22 protein-coding genes and 4 tRNA genes are annotated in these 17326 nt (G+C 70.1%); 9 read left to right on the top strand and 17 right to left on the bottom strand.

Translation table 11 applies throughout. The annotated features are described in order from the left end of the window. Positions 1-54: 54 nt before the first annotated feature. The 13 genes from AB0M54_RS25690 to AB0M54_RS25630 all read right to left on the bottom strand — a co-directional run bounded on the left by AB0M54_RS25690 (position 55) and on the right by AB0M54_RS25630 (position 8052). Positions 55-732: a hypothetical protein gene (locus AB0M54_RS25690; RefSeq protein ID WP_364318444.1), complete on the bottom strand. Its 678-nt coding sequence runs from the start codon at positions 730-732 to the stop codon at positions 55-57. After that, complete coding sequence (locus tag AB0M54_RS25685; protein WP_364474167.1) at positions 729-1463, bottom strand: ATP-binding cassette domain-containing protein; 735 nt, start codon at positions 1461-1463, stop codon at positions 729-731. Before AB0M54_RS25685 ends, AB0M54_RS25690 begins: the two co-directional genes overlap by 4 nt. A 65-nt stretch (positions 1464-1528) precedes the next feature. Then, positions 1529-2242, bottom strand: a complete 714-nt coding sequence (rplA, locus tag AB0M54_RS25680) for a 50S ribosomal protein L1 (protein ID WP_364318441.1) — start codon at positions 2240-2242, stop codon at positions 1529-1531. Between the two features lie 61 nt (positions 2243-2303). Further along, a complete protein-coding gene (nusG, locus tag AB0M54_RS25675; protein WP_364474165.1) occupies positions 2304-3152 on the bottom strand; it encodes a transcription termination/antitermination protein NusG in 849 nt (282 codons plus the stop codon). 22 nt (positions 3153-3174) lie between these two features. Further along, on the bottom strand, positions 3175-3564 hold the full coding sequence (gene secE / locus AB0M54_RS25670) for a preprotein translocase subunit SecE (RefSeq protein WP_364318438.1): 390 nt from the start codon (positions 3562-3564) through the stop codon (positions 3175-3177). A gap of 81 nt (positions 3565-3645) precedes the next feature. Then, a tRNA-Trp gene (locus AB0M54_RS25665) sits at positions 3646-3718 on the bottom strand. A 110-nt stretch (positions 3719-3828) separates the two neighbouring features. Continuing rightward, on the bottom strand, positions 3829-4224 hold the full coding sequence (locus AB0M54_RS25660) for a MaoC/PaaZ C-terminal domain-containing protein (protein WP_364318436.1): 396 nt from the start codon (positions 4222-4224) through the stop codon (positions 3829-3831). Then, positions 4221-4712, bottom strand: coding sequence for a MaoC family dehydratase N-terminal domain-containing protein (locus AB0M54_RS25655; RefSeq protein WP_364474164.1), 492 nt, complete (start codon positions 4710-4712; stop codon positions 4221-4223). The genes AB0M54_RS25660 and AB0M54_RS25655 overlap by 4 nt, the downstream gene beginning before the upstream one ends. Positions 4713-4782: 70 nt before the next feature. Next, positions 4783-4950, bottom strand: coding sequence for a 50S ribosomal protein L33 (gene rpmG, locus AB0M54_RS25650; protein WP_067495822.1), 168 nt, complete (start codon positions 4948-4950; stop codon positions 4783-4785). Between the two features lie 83 nt (positions 4951-5033). Beyond that, positions 5034-5106: transfer RNA gene (locus tag AB0M54_RS25645), tRNA-Met, on the bottom strand. Between the two features lie 36 nt (positions 5107-5142). After that, positions 5143-5218 (bottom strand) — tRNA-Thr (locus AB0M54_RS25640). Between the two features lie 100 nt (positions 5219-5318). Further along, a complete protein-coding gene (locus tag AB0M54_RS25635; RefSeq protein WP_364474162.1) occupies positions 5319-7844 on the bottom strand; it encodes a sensor domain-containing phosphodiesterase in 2526 nt (841 codons plus the stop codon). A 52-nt stretch (positions 7845-7896) separates the two neighbouring features. Next, positions 7897-8052: a hypothetical protein gene (locus AB0M54_RS25630; RefSeq protein WP_364318431.1), complete on the bottom strand. Its 156-nt coding sequence runs from the start codon at positions 8050-8052 to the stop codon at positions 7897-7899. Between the two features lie 257 nt (positions 8053-8309). Here AB0M54_RS25630 and AB0M54_RS25625 point away from each other — a divergent pair, with 257 nt between their 5' ends. Continuing rightward, entirely contained in the window at positions 8310-8702 is a 393-nt protein-coding gene (locus AB0M54_RS25625) for a hypothetical protein (RefSeq protein ID WP_364318429.1), read from the top strand. 8 nt (positions 8703-8710) lie between these two features. Here AB0M54_RS25625 and AB0M54_RS25620 read toward each other — a convergent pair whose 3' ends face one another. Genes AB0M54_RS25620 through AB0M54_RS25610 form a run of 3 tightly spaced genes read right to left on the bottom strand, consistent with a single transcriptional unit; the run spans position 8711 to position 10346 of the window. After that, positions 8711-9520: a sulfurtransferase gene (locus AB0M54_RS25620; protein WP_364474161.1), complete on the bottom strand. Its 810-nt coding sequence runs from the start codon at positions 9518-9520 to the stop codon at positions 8711-8713. Then, entirely contained in the window at positions 9517-9822 is a 306-nt protein-coding gene (locus AB0M54_RS25615) for a hypothetical protein (protein WP_364318425.1), read from the bottom strand. Before AB0M54_RS25615 ends, AB0M54_RS25620 begins: the two co-directional genes overlap by 4 nt. Before the next feature lie 29 nt (positions 9823-9851). Beyond that, a complete protein-coding gene (locus AB0M54_RS25610; RefSeq protein WP_364318423.1) occupies positions 9852-10346 on the bottom strand; it encodes a YajQ family cyclic di-GMP-binding protein in 495 nt (164 codons plus the stop codon). A gap of 147 nt (positions 10347-10493) precedes the next feature. Here AB0M54_RS25610 and AB0M54_RS25605 point away from each other — a divergent pair. The 8 genes from AB0M54_RS25605 to AB0M54_RS25570 all read left to right on the top strand — a co-directional run bounded on the left by AB0M54_RS25605 (position 10494) and on the right by AB0M54_RS25570 (position 17026). Further along, positions 10494-10574, top strand: a tRNA-Tyr gene (locus AB0M54_RS25605). A gap of 316 nt (positions 10575-10890) precedes the next feature. After that, entirely contained in the window at positions 10891-12174 is a 1284-nt protein-coding gene (locus AB0M54_RS25600; protein WP_364318359.1) for an MFS transporter, read from the top strand. A gap of 23 nt (positions 12175-12197) precedes the next feature. Continuing rightward, complete coding sequence (locus tag AB0M54_RS25595) at positions 12198-12668, top strand: DUF1707 domain-containing protein (protein ID WP_364474159.1); 471 nt, start codon at positions 12198-12200, stop codon at positions 12666-12668. Next, positions 12665-13663: an LLM class flavin-dependent oxidoreductase gene (locus tag AB0M54_RS25590; protein ID WP_364474157.1), complete on the top strand. Its 999-nt coding sequence runs from the start codon at positions 12665-12667 to the stop codon at positions 13661-13663. The genes AB0M54_RS25595 and AB0M54_RS25590 overlap by 4 nt, the downstream gene beginning before the upstream one ends. 12 nt (positions 13664-13675) lie before the next feature. Then, positions 13676-14503 carry a GNAT family N-acetyltransferase gene (locus tag AB0M54_RS25585; protein ID WP_364474155.1) on the top strand — a complete coding sequence of 276 codons (828 nt, stop codon included), beginning with the start codon at positions 13676-13678 and terminating at the stop codon, positions 14501-14503. After that, complete coding sequence (locus AB0M54_RS25580) at positions 14500-15123, top strand: MOSC domain-containing protein (protein ID WP_364474153.1); 624 nt, start codon at positions 14500-14502, stop codon at positions 15121-15123. Before AB0M54_RS25585 ends, AB0M54_RS25580 begins: the two co-directional genes overlap by 4 nt. Before the next feature lie 9 nt (positions 15124-15132). Continuing rightward, positions 15133-16386: an aspartate aminotransferase family protein gene (locus AB0M54_RS25575; RefSeq protein WP_364474152.1), complete on the top strand. Its 1254-nt coding sequence runs from the start codon at positions 15133-15135 to the stop codon at positions 16384-16386. Positions 16387-16408: 22 nt separating this feature from the next. Beyond that, entirely contained in the window at positions 16409-17026 is a 618-nt protein-coding gene (locus AB0M54_RS25570; protein WP_364474150.1) for an SRPBCC family protein, read from the top strand. Between the two features lie 64 nt (positions 17027-17090). On the opposite strand, the gene AB0M54_RS25565 is transcribed toward AB0M54_RS25570, so the two are convergent. After that, positions 17091-17315 (bottom strand): hypothetical protein, encoded by a 225-nt coding sequence (locus AB0M54_RS25565; RefSeq protein ID WP_364474148.1) that lies wholly within the window; start codon positions 17313-17315, stop codon positions 17091-17093. Positions 17316-17326 lie beyond the last annotated feature (11 nt).

Here is a 17326-nt window from a genome sequence, read left to right as displayed (position 1 = left end):
GGCGGTGATCTTGGCGGGTTGTCCACAGGGAGCGGGACTGTGGATAACCGGGGATCAGGCGCGGCGGGATCTCAGGCGCGAATAGCCGGCGAGGACGACCAGGCACCAGGTCAGGGACCAGGCCGCGAGGAAGGCGTAGCGGCCGGCGCCGGGGAGGGTGTCGGCGTTGAGGGCGCGGGCCACGGCCATGACCGGCGGGACCAGCCAGGGCGCGATCGAGTGGGACAGACCGAAGATGATCGTCAGGATGGCCCCGCCGACCAGGATCAGGAGGCCCTTGGCCAGGCTGCCGGCCACCACCCGGCTGGACAGGGCGCCGAGGGCCAGGGCGGCGGCCAGGGCGAGCAGATGCGCTACGACGCCGAGCAGGATGCCGCCCAGCAGGTCCGGGCCCTGGATGGCGCCGACCAGCAGCGGAGCGGCCATCGCGAAGAGGCAGAGGACGAGGCCGCACAGGGCGGCGGCGAGCAGGCCGGCCAGGGCCTCACGGCGGGCGCCGACGACGATGCGGGCCAGGCGGCGCTGCACGTCGGGCTCGGTGTCCAGGACCAGCTTGACCATCCACGCCAGCACCGGGAAGAAGACCGTGGCGGAGTAGCCGTAGGCGGGGGCGGCCTCGGACGCGCCGCCGCCGTAGAGCACGCCGAGGACGGCCAGGGCGAGGATCGCCGGCGCCGCGATGCGGCCGCTGCCGAGGAAGGCGGTCACGCGCATGCGTACCAGTGCGGTCATCGCTTTCCTTCCGCGCGTACCCCCAGCACACGGTGACCGGAATCGCGCAGCTCAGCCATGGTCTGGTCGGCGTGCGCGCGGCGGGCGACGACCTCGATGACCACCTCGTCATCGTCGTCGTCCGGCTCGGGGTCGGGCTCGCCGGGCCGCACCCGGCCCTCGGCGACCGTCCAGCGGATCGCGTCGGGCAGCCGGGCGATCTCGCCGCGGTGGTCGCTGACCAGCACCGCTCCCCCGGCCGCGGTCACCTCGGCGACGATCTCGGGGATCAGCTCGCGGGCCACCGCGTCGAGGCCCTCCCACGGCTCGTCCAGAACGAGCAGACCGGGTCGCAGCAGCAGCGCCTGGACGACGCCGACCTTCTGCGCGGTGCCCTTGGAGAGGTCGGCGAGCCGGGTGTGCCGGTGCTCGGCGAACCTCAGGCGCTCGAACCACTCGTCGACGCCGGAGCCGCCGCGGATCTCGGCCATCCGGCGCAGGTACTGCTCGGCGGTGAACGGCTGGTCGGCGGGGAACCGCTCGGGCACCCAGCCGACCACGGCGGGACGGTCGGTCACCCGGCCCTGGACCGGGCTCAGCACACCGGCCGCGAGCTGGAGCAACGTGGACTTGCCCGCGCCGTTGCGGCCCAGGACGACGACCGTCTCACCGGGATTGATCACCGCGTCGACCTCGGCCAGCGTCCACTCGGCCCGCTGGCCGTACCGGAACCACACCCCGTCGAAACGCACGGCCGGAAGCCTGCCACAACAGAAAGACCCCCGGGAATCCCCGGGGGTCTTTTCTCAGACGATCGTCAGGCGGCCGCGTTCTCGCGGAGGCCCTTGACCACCTTCGGGTCGACCGGGACGCCCGGGCCCATGGTGGTGGCGACGGTGACCTTCCGGAGGTAGGTGCCCTTGGCCGCGGACGGCTTGGCCCGCAGGACCTCCTCGAGCACCGCACCGTAGTTCTCGACCAGCTGCTCGGCGCTGAACGACGCCTTGCCGATGATCAGGTGCAGGTTCGAGTGCTTGTCGACCCGGAAGGTGATCTTGCCGCCCTTGATGTCGGAGACGGCCTTGGTCACGTCCATGGTGACGGTGCCGGTCTTCGGGTTCGGCATCAGGCCACGCGGGCCGAGGATGCGGGCGATACGGCCGATCTTGGCCATCTGGTCCGGCGTCGCGATCGCGGCGTCGAAGTCGAGCCAGCCACCCTGGATCCGGGCGACGAGTTCGTCGGTGCCGACCTCGTCGGCGCCGGCCGCGACGGCCTCCTCGGCCTTGGCGCCCTGGGCGAAGACGATCACCCGGGCGGTCTTGCCGGTGCCGTGCGGCAGGTTGACGACGCCGCGGACCATCTGGTCGGCCTTACGCGGGTCGACACCGAGGCGCATGGCGACCTCGACGGTGGCGTCGAACTTGGTGGACGTGCCCTCCTTGGCCAGGGCGATGGCCTCGGCGGGCTCGTAGAGCTTGGAGAGGTCGATCTTCTCGGCCGCCTTGCGGTAGCCCTTGCTGCGCTGCATTTCCGTTAACTCCTGTGGTAGTTGGCGGGGCGGCGCCGTTCGCCGCCCCTCCCACGCGAACTCAGATCTTGGCGACCTGGTTGAAGTTCAGCTCGACCGGCGTCTCCCGGCCGAAGATGGAGACCAGCACCTTGAGCTTCTGCTGGTCGGCGTTGATCTCGCTGATCGAGGCCGGCAGGGAGGCGAACGCGCCGTCGGTCACCGTGACCGAGTCGCCCACCTCGAAGTCGAGCACCTTGATCTCGGGCTTCGCCTTCTTCTCCTCCTGCTCGACGGCCGGTGCGAGCCACTTGAGCACCTCGTCGAGCGAGAGCGGCGCCGGCCGGTCGACCCGGTCGGTGGCGCCCACGAAGCCGGTGACCCCGGGGGTGTTGCGCACGCAGGAGTAGGACTCCGGCGTCAGGTCCATGCGGACCAGGATGTAGCCGGGGAACACCTTGTTCTGCACCTGGAGGCGCTTGCCGTTCTTGACCTCGACCTCTTCGCGGGTCGGCACCTCGACCTGGAAGATGAAATCCTCCATGTCGAGGCTGGTGATGCGGGTCTCGAGGTTGGTCTTGACCTTGTTCTCGTAACCGGCGTACGAGTGCACCACATACCAGTCGCCGGGCGCGTACCGCAGCTTCTGCCGCAGTTCCGCGACCGGGTCGAAGTCTTCGTCGTCTTCCGTCGGGGCGGGGTCGTCGCCCGTCGAGGCTTCGGCGTCCGCCGGGACGTCATCGCCCGCCGGGACGTCATCGCCCGTCGAGGCGTCGTCGCCCGCCGGAGCGTCATCGCCCGTCGAGGCATCTTCGTCCGCCGTGGCGGCAGGGGCGGCGCTGGCGGCCTCGACCGACTCGTCGCTCGCCGCCGTTGCCACCGCGGACTGCTTGCCCGTGGTCTCGGCGGTCTCGTCGTCGTACTCAGGCACGCTCGCTCACTTCCACTAAGTGCTAGTTGCCGAAGGCGAAGAGGATGCCCTTGGCGAACAGAAAGTCCAGTCCGGCGACGATCGCGGTCATCACGACGACGAAAGCGATCACGACGCCCGTATAGGTCAGCAGCTCCTTGCGCGTCGGCCAGATGACCTTACGCAGCTCGCTGACGACCTCGCGGAAGAAACCACCGATGCGGCCGAAGAAGCCGCCGCGGCGGACATCCTTCTTCTTCGAGGTCGGGCTGTCCGAGTTGGCCTTGCGCTCCTTGACGGCGGTGCCGCCACGGGAGACCGGCTCGTCATCGATCTCATCGTCCTCGACGTCGTCGTCGACGATCTCGTCCCGGAGTTCGTCCTCGGGGCGGTCGTCGGCCGGATCGTCGCCGGGTCGCTTCCTCTCGGCCACTTCGCCCTCTTCCGTCGGTTGGTGGGGTGGGCTACGCGCTGACCACCGGTGCCGACGGTCGGCGCGTCGCTCGGGTTGTCGCAGGGGTGACAGGACTTGAACCTGCAGCCTGCGGTTTTGGAGACCGCTGCTCTGCCAATTGAGCTACACCCCTGTGCGGGTCCTGCAAACCCGCCCGCCGGACAGGCGCACGAGAGAAGCAGGGGTCACTTACCCCACGGCGCACCAGTGTACGGGTACCCCGCCTGGTTGCCCAACCCGCCCCTACTTCTTACGGATCGTGGCCTGCGCCAGTTTGAGCACCGTCTCGCCGTTGCAGGTGGCAGTGACGGCGATCGTGGTGCGGCCCTCGTCGTCGGTGCTCTTGACCCGGCCGGTGAATACCACCTCGGCGCCCTCGTCGTCATCGGGCACCGGGACCGGGCGGCTGAACCGGACGCTGAAGTCCTCGACCGCGTCGGCCGCGCCCGCCCAGGCGGTCACCGCCCGGCCGGCCAGGGCCATCGTGAACATCCCGTGGGCGATCACCCCGGGCAGACCCACGTGGCGGGCCAGCCGGTCACTCCAGTGGATCACGTTGAAGTCGCCCGAGGCGCCGCAGTAGCGGACCAGGTCGGCCCGGGTGATCCGGAACGTCTGGGGCGGGAACTGGTCGCTCACTGCTCGGCCCCTCGCTGCACCAGCTTGGACCAGCCGGTGACGACGGGCTCGCCGGCCTCGGTGGTGACGTCGGTGCGGGTGGTGATGAAGTGGTGGCCGCCGCGCTCGAGGATCTCTTCGACCGTGTTGACGCAGACCAGGGTGTCGCCGGCCACGATCGGGCGGGCGAACGCGAAGCGCTGGTCGCCGTGCACCACACGGGAGTAGTCGAGCCCGAGGTCGGGGTCGTCGATGATCTGGCGGCTGGCCTTCATCGTCACCACGGTCGGGAAGGTCGGCGGGGCGACCACGTCGGCGTAGCCGGCCGTGCGCGCAGCCTCGGGATCATGGTGCAACGCGTCGGTCGCGCCGATCGCCGTGGCGAACTCGCGGATCTTCTCGCGGCCGACGAGGTAGACATCGGTGGGCGGCCACGAGCGGCCGATAAAGGAAGTATTTATTCGTTTGTTGGGTGGTGGTGGGGCTGCGGATGGTTGATCCAAGGGCATGCCTAGAAACTACTCTGCGGCGGCCCGCTGAACCGGACCGCCGCAGGGCGTTGAAGCTGGATGCTGAAGGTCAGCGGGTTTCGCGGTGCAGGGTGTGCTTACCGTCCCGGGGGCAGAACTTCTTCAGCTCGATGCGGTCCGGGTCGTTGCGGCGGTTCTTACGGGTGATGTAGTTCCGCTCCTTGCACTCCGTACACGCCAAAGTGATCTTCGGACGGACGTCGGTCGCCTTGGCCACGGCGGGGTGCCTTCCTGCTAAAAGCTGAATTTAACGACGCTCCAGCGTAACGGCTGGGGTCGCCAACATGCAAAACCGTGCAGTAGCGGTGGCCGGACTTGAACCGGCGACACAGCGATTATGAGCCGCTTGCTCTGCCATCTGAGCTACACCGCCGAGCCAGGCTCATAGCCCGTGAGAGCTGGGCCCGGTTGGAGCCCCCTTACGGAATCGAACCGTAGACCTTCTCCTTACCATGGAGACGCTCTGCCGACTGAGCTAAGGGGGCGCGCACGAACTCTCTTGTTGCGCAGGGAGTAGCTTACACGGCCGCCACGCCTCGGTGAAACCGGATACCCGATCGAGCATCCGCCCAGGTCAGGGCCTCGTCAGATGACTGCCCGGAGGCGACGAACCTCACCGGTCGGCGTGGACTCGGGCTCGGTCTGGGCGCTGAACCAGGCCTCGAGACGCTCGTACGGCAGCGGCCGGCTGAAGAGGTAACCCTGGCCGATCTCGCACCCCATCTCTTCCAGCAGATCGAGGGTCAGCTCGCTCTCCACGCCCTCGGCGACCACGGTGAGGCGGAACTCACGCGCGAGGCTGATCACGGCCCGCACGATGGCCAGATCGCCGCTGTCGGTCGCCATTCCCTGCACGAAGGAGTCGTCGATCTTCACCTCGTGCACGGGCAGCTGACGGAGATAGGACAGCGAGGACGCGCCGGTGCCGAAATCGTCGACGGAGAGGCGTACCCCCAGATCTCGCAGTTGATAGAGGACCGGCAGGGTGCGCTCGATGTCGCCCAGCATGCCCGGCTCGGAGATCTCGAAGGTGACCTGCTCGGCCGCCACGTGATGGTGCTTGAGCAGCTCGTGGACGGAGTTGGGGAAGCGCGGGTCGAGCAGGGTACGGGCCGAGAGGTTGACCGCGATGGCCAGCGGCCGATCGGCGTCCTGCCACTGCCGGCAGCGCCGCAGGCCCTCGGTGAGCACCACCTCGGTGAGCCGGGACAGCTGTCCGGTGTGTTCGGCCACCGCGATGAAGTCTTCCGGCGCCACCTCGCCGTGGGCCGGATGGTTCCAGCGGGCCAGACACTCCACACCGACCAGATGGCGGTCGCCGATCGTGACCTTGGGCTGGAAGTAGACCTCGAGCTCGCCGTCCTCCAGCGCCTTGCGCAGCTCGCCGGCCAGGCCGAGGCGGCGGACCGCCCGCGACTCCAGGGCCGGGTGGAACAGCTGGACGCCGTACGGAACCAGCTTGGCCGCGTTGGCCGCCAGCTCGGCCCGGCGCAGCAGGGCCTCGGGGTCGTCGCCGTGGTCGGGCTGCACCGCGACCCCGACCGCGGTGTCCACGTCGAGCGTGAGCGTGCCCACGACCATCGGGCCGCGCAGCTGCTCACGCATCTGGGTGGCCAGCTGGACGGTCGCCTCGGTGCTCTCCGAGCGCATCGTCACCACGAACTCGTCGCCGCCGATCCGGCCGACCAGCGAGCCCGGCCCGGCGATGGCGAGCAGCCGCTTGGCCACCTCGGTCAGCAGCTTGTCGCCGGCGGCGTGGCCCATCGACTCGTTGACGTCACGCAGACCGTCCACGTCGAACGCGAGGACCGCGACCACCTCGCCGGGCGCCCGCACCTTGACCGACTCGGCCAGCGCGTCGGTCAGCCGGCGGCGGTTGGGCAGCGAGGTCAGCCGGTCGTGGTAGGCGTCGTAGCGCAGCCGGTCGACCAGGCGGCTGTTCTCGACCGCCACCGCGACATGCGCGGCCACCGTCTCCATCACCCGGACGTCGGCGGCGCGGTAGGTGAGCTGGCTGCCCAGCCGGTTGACCACCTCGAGCGTGCCGATCGTCACCTGGCCGGAACGCAGCGGCACGATCAGCAGGTCTTTCAGCCCGGCCTCGCGGGCCAGCAGGCGAAGGTCCTCGGACTCGCCGAACCGGTCGCCGACCCCCACCGCGTGTTGCGTGGCGATCGCCCGGTCGCGCACCTCGGCCGGGGTCGGTGAGATGTCCAGCAGACCGGCGTCGTCCACCCGGGCGGTGAGCAGCACCTCGGGGTGCCGGCCCTGGGCGGGCAGCCAGAGGGTCGCGTACTCCGATCGCATGAGCCCGCGCACCCGGTCGAGCAGCACGTCTTCCAGGCCGTCGCCGGCGCCGCGCTCGCGGACGGCCAGGGTCAGCTCGTAGACGTCGGCGAGCGTGCGGTGCTGCCGGAAGAACTCGGCGAACGAGCGCAGCACCACGAACAGCGCCGCGATCAGCGCCGCCAGCAGGACGGCCGCCCACGGCGAGGCGTTCAGCACGATCAGGAAGATCAGGCCGACCACGGTGTTGGCCGCGGTGGTGATCAGCATGGCGGTGCCGGTGCTCAGCGTCTCTTGCGCCGACCGCCGGCCCTGCAGGATGGAGATCACCCCGCCGAGGGCGAGCAGGCTGAGGACGGCGCTGGCCAGCACGGCCGCGAACAGCGTGCCCCAGGTGCCCGGGCCCGCGTCGGTGATCGGCGGCAGCACCTCGATGACCAGCACCGCCGCCGACGTGGCGGCGGCGGCCTTGGCCACGTTGAAACACAGCTTGATCGGGTCGAGTCGCTGGTAGAGCAGCACGGCCAGGGTGGCCAGCGCGCTGACCAGGATCACCATCACCGGCGGCAGGAAGAACAGCGAGAGCACCAAGGGGATCTCGGTGACCACGACCGTGACGCCCTGCCGGTGGACGACCACCGTGAAGACGCTGAAGTTGGCGATCGTCAGGAAGACGAACGCGATCAGCCCGCCCAACCAGGAATGGAACCAGCCTGGCTCTTTCACCCAGTAGGCGACGACAACCAGCAAGGCGAAGAAGGCGAGAGGATTGGTTATCAGCCACGCGTATTGCGGCGATCGCCGCGGCGCGGGTCGACCGGCCATCTCACCCCCTCAATCTGTTCCACCGCTGAGGTCCACAGGTGAGGCTGGGACCTCAGGTCCAGATGACCTCGCCCTGGGTGGAGAGAACCGTGACTGTCGGTTCGGGGGCCGCGCTGGCGGCCGACGCGCTTGCCGCGCCGATGCCCCCGAACACGGCGGCGAGCACGAACGCGAAGCCGGCGAGGCGGCTCAGCTTCCTTGCGGACATCTAGGACTCCCGGGCGAAGAGTTGGTTCCGTTGGGGGGTGTGATGATGGTGCCACACACGATGTGCGTCGAACATCGTCCTTCGGTGGGTCAGGACCGCACATACCGAAATCCTGGCTGAACGGCTGAGTTACTTACGAAACTCACGCCCGCAGTATTGAGAGCTTTGAGTCCGATTTAACGGGATACGTGAGGCCAATTCACACGCCTGCGTCAGGTCTTCTTGACGTCAGGACGCCTTGACGCTTGAGTGGTCCCATGAGTACTCCCGACGAACTCGAACGCGGTCACACGCTCTCCACCGCCACAACGCGTTACGACGAGCTGAGGATGCGGGAAGCGCTCGCCGCAATGGACAACGACGGCGAGTCGCCACTGTCCAAGGACGAGTCACTGGAGCTGCTCGCGCTCAGCGAGGTCGTCATTCGCAAGGCCGGGTACGGGCGGCAGGCCATGGTGCGCAGTGCCCGCGCGGCCGGCGCCACCTGGACGCAGATCGGCGCCGCGCTCGGCAGCAGCAAACAGGCGGCGTGGGAGGCGCACAACCGCTGGATCGAGGAGCAGACCCGCCAGCACGAGCTCTCCGGGTACGAAGGGTTCGACCCGGGCGAGGCCCAGACGGCCCGCGGCCTGGCCGGCGAACCCGACTAGGGCAGGTCCTACACGGTCGCGGCCGGGCGCCCGGTGTTGCTGTAGGCGCTCCACGAACCCGGGTAGAGCCGGCCGACGCCCAGGCCGGCGTGCTCCATCGCGATCAGGTTGTGGCAGGCCGTCACGCCGGAACCGCAGTAGGAGATGACACCGGCGCCGGCCTCGATCCCGGCCGCGGCGAAATTGCCACGGATCTCGTCCGCGCTCCGGAACCGGCCGTCCGCGCCGACATGGTCACGGCAGGGGACATTCCGGGCGCCCGGGATGTGGCCGGCGCGGGGGTCGATCGGCTCGCTCTCGCCCCGGAACCGCTCGGGCGCACGCGCGTCGACCACCACGTTGCCGGTGTCGGCGGCCTCGTCGATCGTCGCCAGGCGATCGGCCGGCCAGGGCCGCGGAGCGAAGACCGCCGGGGCCCGGCCAGACGGTTCGGTCTCCAGACTCCCCTGGTACGCCGCCAGCCCGCCGTCGAGCAGCGCGGCCTCGTGGCCGGTGGCCCGGAGCATCCAGACCAGTCGGGCGGCCATCACGCCGCCGCTGTCGTCGTACGCGACAACCAGATCTTGATCGCCGACCCCGAGGGCGGACATCCGCGCGGCGAACACCTCCGGATCGGGCAGCGGATGGCGGCCCTCGGTCGGCGGCGCCCCGTGCGCGGCCAGGTCGTCGTCCACGTCCACGAAGATCGCGCCCGGCAGATGACCCCGGTCGTAGGCGTCCCGGCCCCGGCGGCCGTCCAGGTAGTAGCGGACGTCGGCGAACACCACCCGCTGGCCTTCTTGCTGGGCCGCCGCGAGATCGAGCACGGGAGGGATCATCGGGGCTCGTCGACCTCTTTCCGCTTCTTGGGGCGGTACTTCAGGATCGCCCACATCGCGAGGACCACCGCGAGAACCGCGGTGACGATGCCGGTCCGCTCCCCCGGCAACCTGGTGCCCGCCACGAGCAGGATCAGCGCCACCCCGAAGAGCAGGTGGTAGAGCCCCGCCTCACGGACGTTGCGGAAGGCGCGCGAGGTGCTGGCCGGAGCGCGCCCGGTGACCAGCACCTTCACCCCGAAGACGGCCAGGGCCAGACCGATCGCGCCACCGATGACGAGCGTCCACGTACTCGTGTCCATGGTCCGATTTTGCGGCCCCCGGCACCGATTTACCGGTAGTTGGTGAACTGGAGCGCGACGCCGAAGTCTTCCTGCTTGAGCAGGGCGATGACCGCCTGCAGATCGTCACGCTTCTTGCCGGTCACCCGGAGCTGATCACCCTGGATCTGCGCCTGGACACCCTTCGGCCCCTCGTCGCGGATCTTCTTGCTGATCAGCTTGGCCTTGTCCGACTCGATGCCCTCGATCACCTTGCAGTCGATCTTGTAGGTCTTCCCCGACTGCCGCGGCTCGCCGGCCTCCAGCGACTTCAGCGAGATGTTCCGCTTGACCAGCTTCTCCTTGAAGACGTCCAGGGCGGCATTGGCCCGCTCCTCGGTCTCGGAGGTGATCGTCACGCCGTTATCACCCGTCTGGGCGACCTCGGTGCCGGTCCCCCGGAAGTCGAAGCGGGTGCTCAGCTCCTTCTCGGCCTGATGGAACGCGTTGTCGACCTCCTGCCGGTCGACCTTGCTGACGATGTCGAACGACGGGCTGGCTGCCATGATCAAACTCCGTGGGGTCTTGTCTCGCGGGCGCGGTCGGCGCGTCGGTTGCGGCTGTCCGACATGCCGACCGTACCCGGTTGTGGACCGCCCTTCGAGGTTGGCTATCCTGTTCTCCGCTGCTGCCGCTGAGTGCGTCAACAGCAAGGCGGGTTGCCCGAGCGGCCAATGGGAGCGGACTGTAAATCCGTCGCGAAAGCTTCAGAGGTTCGAATCCTCTACCCGCCACGAGCGTCGGTGGCCTCTGTCTGCGGAATGCGCAGACCGGGGCCGCTCGTCATTTTGCTCCGGGGGCCGAGCCCCCGGAAGCCCCGCGCTGTAATCGTTGCGCTTCGCCTTATTCGTGCGCCCGTTCGTGACGGTTCAGCGGCGCTTCGCGCGCTGGGCGGTTGAGGACCTTTCGCCAATGCCATCTCGTCACTGGGCGCGTGGTGATTCCGGCGACATCGGCCGGATTTGCGCGTGAGTTCGACGACCCCTGCCGGTTAGGGTCAGATCGTCGTCTGCTCGTTACCCCGTAACAACCGGCCCGGGGGGTGTGTCCGTGACCGCGCTGCGCCAATATCTGGTGGTGTGGGGGCTGCCGGGCGCGCGGACCCTGTGGATCGTCGGCATCCTCGCCCGCCTGGGTATCGGCATGACGCCGCTCGCTCTGCTGCTTCTGGTGCAGAACGCCACCGGGCGGTACGCCGCGGCGGGGCTGGCCGGCGCCGTCTACGCCATCGCGGGGGCCGCGCTCAGCCCGTTCGCCGGTCGGCTGGCCGACCGCGCCGGCTCGCGGCCGGTGCTGATCGTGACGGCCGTTCTGCATCCGCTGGCGCTGGCCGGTCTGCTGGTCGCCTGTCGTGGCGGAGGGGATGCCCTTCCGCTGATCGTGGTCGCCTCGGGCGTGGCCGGGGCCACCTTCCCGCCGGCCACCGCCGCGATCCGGCGCGCCTGGACCGACATGACCGAGGTCGGCTCCGGGCAGCATGAGCTCCGGCAGGCCGCGCTGGCCGCCGAGACCTCGCTGTTCGAGCTGGTGTTCGTGCTCGGGCCGACGCTGGTGTCCGCGTTCATCGTGGTCACCGGCGGGCCGGCCGCGGCCATCGTCGCCGCGGGAACCGCGACGCTGATCGGCACGCTGCTGATCGCCCGTCTGCCGGTGATGCGGCGCGGGCACAAGCGTGGCTCCGGCGATCAGACCCGTGGGCTCGGTCCGCTGCGTACCCGGGGCTTTCCGGCCTTGCTGGCCTGTGTTTTCGCGCTGGGCATCGCGTTCGGCGCCGGTGGGGTGGTCGTTCCGGCGTACGCCGAGCAGATCGGCGGCGGTGACAGCCTGGGCGGCATCCTGCTCGGCATCTGGGGGCTGGGCAGCGCCATCGGGGGCTTCTGGTTCGGCACGCGGCGCCCGGCGATGGCCCTGCCGAAGCAGTTCGCCGGCCTGCTCGCCCTGGTCGGCGTGAGCTTCGCCGGGCTGGCGGTGCTGTCGCTGTGGTCCAATCCGGTGGCGCTCGGCTTCGCCATGGTGATCGCCGGCACCACCATCGCACCCGCGCTGACCGTGGAGAACAACCTGGTCGGCCGGATCGCCCCGGCGTCGATGCTGAACGAGGCCTTCACCTGGATCGTCACCGTCTCGGTGGCGGGCAGCGCGGCCGGCGGCGCCCTCTCCGGCGTGATCGTCGACCTGCCGGGGGGCCTGCCGTGGGCCTTCGTGATGGCCGCCGTCTCGCTGTTCGTGGGCGCCGCGATCGCCGGCTTCCCGGCCGGCCCGATGGCCCGCGCCGACGAGCGGGCCGCCGCCCGGCTGCGAGAGGCTCTGGGCCAGGAGGAAGCGGTAGCCTGATTCCCGATTCGGGGGTGGGGAAGATGGCGAAGGAAGTCGCCCGGTCCGGCGGGCACGATCCGGCCCGGATGCGTGCCTCTGACGCCGACCGGCAGGTGGTCGTCGAACGCCTCAAGGCCGCCCTCGACGAGGGCCGGCTGTCGCTTCACGAGTACGACGACCGGGTGAAGCAGACCTACGTCGCCGCCACCTACGCCGATCTTCAGCCGCTGGTGTCCGACCTGCCGGCGCCGGGACTGAGCGCGGCCGATGTCGAGGGCCGCCGCCGCGCCGACCTCCGCCGCCAGGCCCGCCGCCTGCCCACCGCGCTGTCGGTGCTGTGGATCATCTGGGGTTCGCTGATGGCGGTGAACCTGGTGGCCTGGGTTCTGGTCGCTGCCCGGGCCGACGAAGACGTGTACCCATGGCCGGTCTGGCTGCTCCTGCCGGGTGTTGCGTTGCTGGTCACGACCCTTGGCGTGCAGGCGGTGCGCCGAGGCAAGATGCAGGAATGACGCGCGTACCGCTGAGTGTCCTTGATCTTGCCACCGTCCGCGCCGGCCATTCGAGTGGCGACGCGCTGCGAGGCACCGTCGAGATCGCCAAGACCGCTGACGAGCATGGGTACGCCCGGTTCTGGGTCGCCGAGCACCACAACATGCCGGCCGTCGCCTCGACCAGCCCGGCGACGCTGATCGGGGCGGTGGCCGCGCAGACCAGCCACATCCGGGTCGGCTCGGGCGGGGTGATGTTGCCCAACCACATGCCGTTCGTCGTGGCCGAGCAGTTCGCGCTGCTGGAGGCGCTCTTCCCGGACCGCATCGACCTGGGCATCGGCCGCGCCCCGGGCACCGACCAGGCCACCGCCGCCGCGCTGCGTGGCGTCTCGCCGTACCTCACCGTCGAGCAGTTCCCCGAGCACCTTCGCACCGTGCTGGCCCTGCTCAGCGACGAGAACACCACCCACCTGAAGGCGACGCCGGCACCGGCCTCGTACCCGGAGGTCTGGATGTTGGGGTCGAGCACCTTCGGCGCGCAGATGGCCGCGGCGCTGGGTCTGCCGTTCTGCTACGCCTACCACTTCGCGATGACCTCCGATGTGGACAACGCGCTGCGGCTCTACCACGACGGTTTCCGGCCGGGCGTGCTGGCCGAGCCGCACGCGATGGTCAGCGCCTCGGTGATCGTGGCCGAGACTACTGAGGAGGCGCGGTTCCTGGCCGGGCCGAGCCGGATGATGGCGCTCAGTCTGCGTACTGGTCGTCTCGGGCCGATCGTCTCGCCGGAGACCGCCGCGACCGCCGCCGACGACCTCACCGAGCTCGACCTCAAGGTGCTCGACCAGTTGCCGGGCACCCAGTACGCGGGCACGGCCGAGGAGGTCGTGGCCGATCTGGACGCGCTGGTCGAGCGCACCGGCGCCGACGAGCTGATGATCGCCGGCACGGTCTTCGAGGCGGCCACCCGGCAGGACTCGCTAATCCGCTTGGCAAAGGCCTGGCGCGGATAACAGGCTGTCCGGATGAGCTGGCACATTTCCGGCGCCGTGGAAGACTTCATCGACCGGGCCGGGCCGTTCCTCCGGTCCCACCCGGTCGAGAACACGGTGCCGCTGACCATCGCCGGGGCGCTGAAGAGCCGCGGTCCACACATCTACGGCCCGGCGGACCCGATCTTCGGCTGGTGGACCGACGCCGGCGGCCAGGTCACCGGCGCTTTCCTGCGTACGCCGCCGCACCCGCTGCTGCTGACGTCGACGCCGCCGGATTCGGTCGTCGCGCTCGCGAACGAGCTCGAGACCCCGCTGCCGGGCATCAACGCCCGGGCCGGCGACGCCGACCGGTTCGCCGCCGCGTGGCAGGAACGCACCGGCGCGACCCTGACGGTCGGCCGCCGCGCCCGCCTCTTCCGGTTGGACGCGCTCACGCCGCCGACGCCACCGCCCGGGGCCGCACGAGTGGCCGGCCGGGCCGACCGTGACCTGTTGATCGACTGGTTCGGCGGATTCCACCGCGAGATCGGTGAGGCGGTGAACGCCGATCTGGTCGACGACAAGCTGGCCTACGGCGGCCTCACGCTGTGGGAGGTCGACGGGGAGCCGGTGTCGATGGCCGGCGTCACCCGCCCCGACTCCGGGATGGTCCGGGTGGTGGCGGTCTACACCCCACGCCGGCACCGTGCGAAGGGCTACGGCGGCGCGGTCACCACGGCCGTGACCCGGGCGGCACTGGACGCGGGCGCCACCGACGTGGTGCTCTTCACTGATCTGACCAACCCGACCAGCAACGCGCTCTACCAGCGACTGGGCTACCGCCCGGTGGAGGACCGGAAGGTGGTGCAGTTCCAGTGAGCAGGGTGCTCTCCGTGAATGTCGCCGTGCCGATGCGCAGCACGGCGAAGAGTGTCGGCATCACCGGCATCAACAAGGTCCCGGTCGACCACCCGGTGGCGGTGCGCGCGCCCGGCCCCAAGCGGACCGGTCTGCACAGCGGTCTCGTCGGCGACCAGATCTTCGACGTGAGAAGCCACGGCGGCGACGACCAGGCGGTCTACGCGTACGCCCGGGAGGACTACGCCTGGTGGGAGCGCGAGCTCGGCCGCGAGTTGCCGGGCGGCCTGTTCGGCGAGAACCTCACCACCGAGGGCGTGGCGGCCAGCACCGCGGTGGTGGGCGAGCTGTGGCACGTCGGCGAGGGTGGCCTGGTCCTCGCGCCGACCTATCCACGCGTCCCGTGTGCCACGTTCCAGGCCCGGATGGGCGAGAAGCAGTGGACGAAGCGCTTCACCCAGGCCAACCGCACCGGCGCGTACCTCCGGGTGGTCGCTCCGGGCGAGGTGCGGGCGGGTGACGCGATCGTGGTGACCGACGTCCCCGCGCACGGCGTGACGGTGGCCGACGCGTTCCACGCCTACATGACCGAGCACATCGAGGTCGAAGAGCTGATCGCGCGGCGCATGACATCGGCCTAGTTTTGTCATATGACAAGACATCTGATCCGCTACTCCGGGGCGGGCAGCTTCTCGCCCGAGATCATCGCCCGCGCCGAGGGCAGCTACCTCTGGACCGAGAGCGGCCGCCGGCTGCTCGACTTCACCTCGGGCCAGATGAGCGCCATCCTCGGCCACAGCCACCCCGAGGTGGTGGCGACCGTGCGGCGGCAGGTGGCGGAACTGGACCACCTGTTCAGCGGCATGCTCAGCCGTCCCGTGCTCGACCTGGCCCGCCGGCTGGCCGAGTCGCTGCCCGACCCGCTGGACAAGGTGCTGCTGCTGACCACCGGGGCCGAGTCCAACGAGGCGGCGATCCGGATGGCCAAGCTGGTCACCGGCAAGCACGAGATCGTCTCGTTCGCGCGCAGCTGGCACGGCATGACCCAGGCTGCCGCCAACGCCACGTACAGCTCCGGCCGGAAGGGCTACGGCCCCACCGCGCCCGGCAACTTCGCCATCCCGACGCCCAACCCGTTCCGTCCGGATTTCGTCGACGCGACCGGTACGTTCGACTGGCAGCGCCAGCTCGACTACGCCTTCGACCTGATCGACGCCCAGTCGGTGGGCAGCCTGGCCGCGTGCATCGTCGAGCCGATCCTCAGCTCGGGCGGCGTGATCGAGCCGCCCCTGGGCTACCTGGCCGCCCTCCAGCAGAAGTGCCGCGAGCGCGAGATGTTGCTGATCCTGGACGAGGCCCAGACCGGTCTGTGCCGCACCGGCCAGTGGTACGCGTTCGAGCGCGACGGCGTGGTCCCCGACATCCTCACCCTCTCCAAGACGCTCGGCGCCGGCCTCCCGCTGGCCGCGGTGATCACCAGCGCCGAGATCGAGGCCGAGGCCCACGCGCGCGGTTTCCTCTTCTTCACCACGCACGTCTCCGATCCGCTGGTCGCTGCGGTCGGCAACACGGTCCTCGACATCCTCGAGCGCGAGAAGCTCGACCGGGTCGCGGCCGAGTCGGGCGCCTTCCTCCAGGACGGTCTCCGAGAGCTCGCGGCCAAGCACGAGACCATTGCCGATGTACGGGGCAGAGGACTCCTCGTCGGCCTGGAGCTGGTCTCCGACGAGCTGGGGGCCGAGGTCACCCGCCGCTGCCTCGAACTGGGCCTGCACATAAACGTCGTCCAGCTCCCCGGCATGGGCGGCGTCTTCCGGATCGCGCCGCCGCTGACCGCCACCCGCGAGGAGCTGGCCGAAGGCCTCGACATCCTGGCCCAGAGTATTAGCTCTAGCGAATATTAGCCTTCGCTTGTATTGTGGCGGCGTGAGAGACCTCATCGCCGAACTTGCCGAAGTCCACCGTTCCGTCGGCCGCGAGCCGGCCGACGACGGGGAGATCGTCCGCGTGGTCATGAAGCGGACCTACGCCACCACTCCCGCCGACCTGTGGGCGGCGATCACCGAACCCGACCGCGTCCGCCGCTGGTTCATGCCGATCACCGGCGAGCTCAAGGAGGGCGGTCACTTCCAGCTCGAGGGCAACGCCGGCGGCGACATCCTGGGCTGCGACCCGCCCCACCGCCTGCGCACCACGTTCGGCGGCCCCGAGAGCCTCCTCCAGCTGACCCTGGCCGAGCAGGCGACCGGCCAGACCGAGCTGACCCTCGACCACACCGTTCCGGTGGCCATGGCCGGCAGCGTGGCCGGCGCCCTGTTCGTCGGCCCCGGCTGGGACGGCGCCTTCCTCGGCCTGGCCCAGTACGTGGCCGGCGACGCCATCGGCGACCCCCAGGAGGCGGCCCTCTCGCCCGAGCTGCTGCCCTTCACCCGCGCGTCGATCAGCCGCTGGACCGAGGTCGTCCGCGCGGCCGGCGCCACCCCCGAAGAACTGGAGGGCGCCCTGGCCGCGGCCAACGCCCAGTTCGACCCGCAGCCGGAGTAGCCCTTTCAGCCGGCCGGCCCCGTCAGCCGGCCGGCGGGCGGCCGGCCGCGCCCGCCCCAGTGGCTCAGCCGACGAAGCGATCCGCCGCGGCGCCGGTAAGCCGCCCCGCCGGCAGCCGCCGGCCACACACCGCCAGCAAGAGATCCTGCGCGGTTCCGTCGACCGGCTGCCCGTCCCCGAACCGCCAGTCCAGATCGGTGGCCCGCAACTCCACGCCGGTCAGATCGACCCCGAAGAACGCCACGTTCCGCGGTCGCAGCCCGCTCAGCACCAGACCGACCCGCTCCACCGCGTTCGAGA

The organism is Actinoplanes sp. NPDC051470, assembly GCF_040682035.1.
In the GTDB taxonomy this organism is placed as follows: Bacteria; Actinomycetota; Actinomycetes; order Mycobacteriales; family Micromonosporaceae; genus Actinoplanes.
The sequence above is the reverse complement of the archived record's forward strand: the minus strand, read 5'-3'. Positions and strand labels throughout refer to the sequence as shown.

Bases quoted from the DNA above. Each gene is read 5' to 3' on its own strand.
- AB0M54_RS25690 (WP_364318444.1), bottom strand. From the start codon at position 732: ATGACCGCACTGGTACGCATGCGCGTGACCGCCTTCCTCGGCAGCGGC.
- AB0M54_RS25625 (WP_364318429.1), top strand. From the start codon at position 8,310: ATGAGTACTCCCGACGAACTCGAACGCGGTCACACGCTCTCCACCGCC.
- AB0M54_RS25635 (WP_364474162.1), bottom strand. From the start codon at position 7,844: ATGGCCGGTCGACCCGCGCCGCGGCGATCGCCGCAATACGCGTGGCTG.
- AB0M54_RS25610 (WP_364318423.1), bottom strand. From the start codon at position 10,346: ATGGCAGCCAGCCCGTCGTTCGACATCGTCAGCAAGGTCGACCGGCAG.
- AB0M54_RS25575 (WP_364474152.1), top strand. From the start codon at position 15,133: ATGACAAGACATCTGATCCGCTACTCCGGGGCGGGCAGCTTCTCGCCC.
- AB0M54_RS25620 (WP_364474161.1), bottom strand. From the start codon at position 9,520: ATGATCCCTCCCGTGCTCGATCTCGCGGCGGCCCAGCAAGAAGGCCAG.
- AB0M54_RS25615 (WP_364318425.1), bottom strand. From the start codon at position 9,822: ATGGACACGAGTACGTGGACGCTCGTCATCGGTGGCGCGATCGGTCTG.
- rplA (WP_364318441.1), bottom strand. From the start codon at position 2,242: ATGCAGCGCAGCAAGGGCTACCGCAAGGCGGCCGAGAAGATCGACCTC.
- AB0M54_RS25595 (WP_364474159.1), top strand. From the start codon at position 12,198: ATGGCGAAGGAAGTCGCCCGGTCCGGCGGGCACGATCCGGCCCGGATG.
- AB0M54_RS25630 (WP_364318431.1), bottom strand. From the start codon at position 8,052: ATGTCCGCAAGGAAGCTGAGCCGCCTCGCCGGCTTCGCGTTCGTGCTC.
- AB0M54_RS25590 (WP_364474157.1), top strand. From the start codon at position 12,665: ATGACGCGCGTACCGCTGAGTGTCCTTGATCTTGCCACCGTCCGCGCC.
- AB0M54_RS25655 (WP_364474164.1), bottom strand. From the start codon at position 4,712: ATGCCCTTGGATCAACCATCCGCAGCCCCACCACCACCCAACAAACGA.
- AB0M54_RS25585 (WP_364474155.1), top strand. From the start codon at position 13,676: ATGAGCTGGCACATTTCCGGCGCCGTGGAAGACTTCATCGACCGGGCC.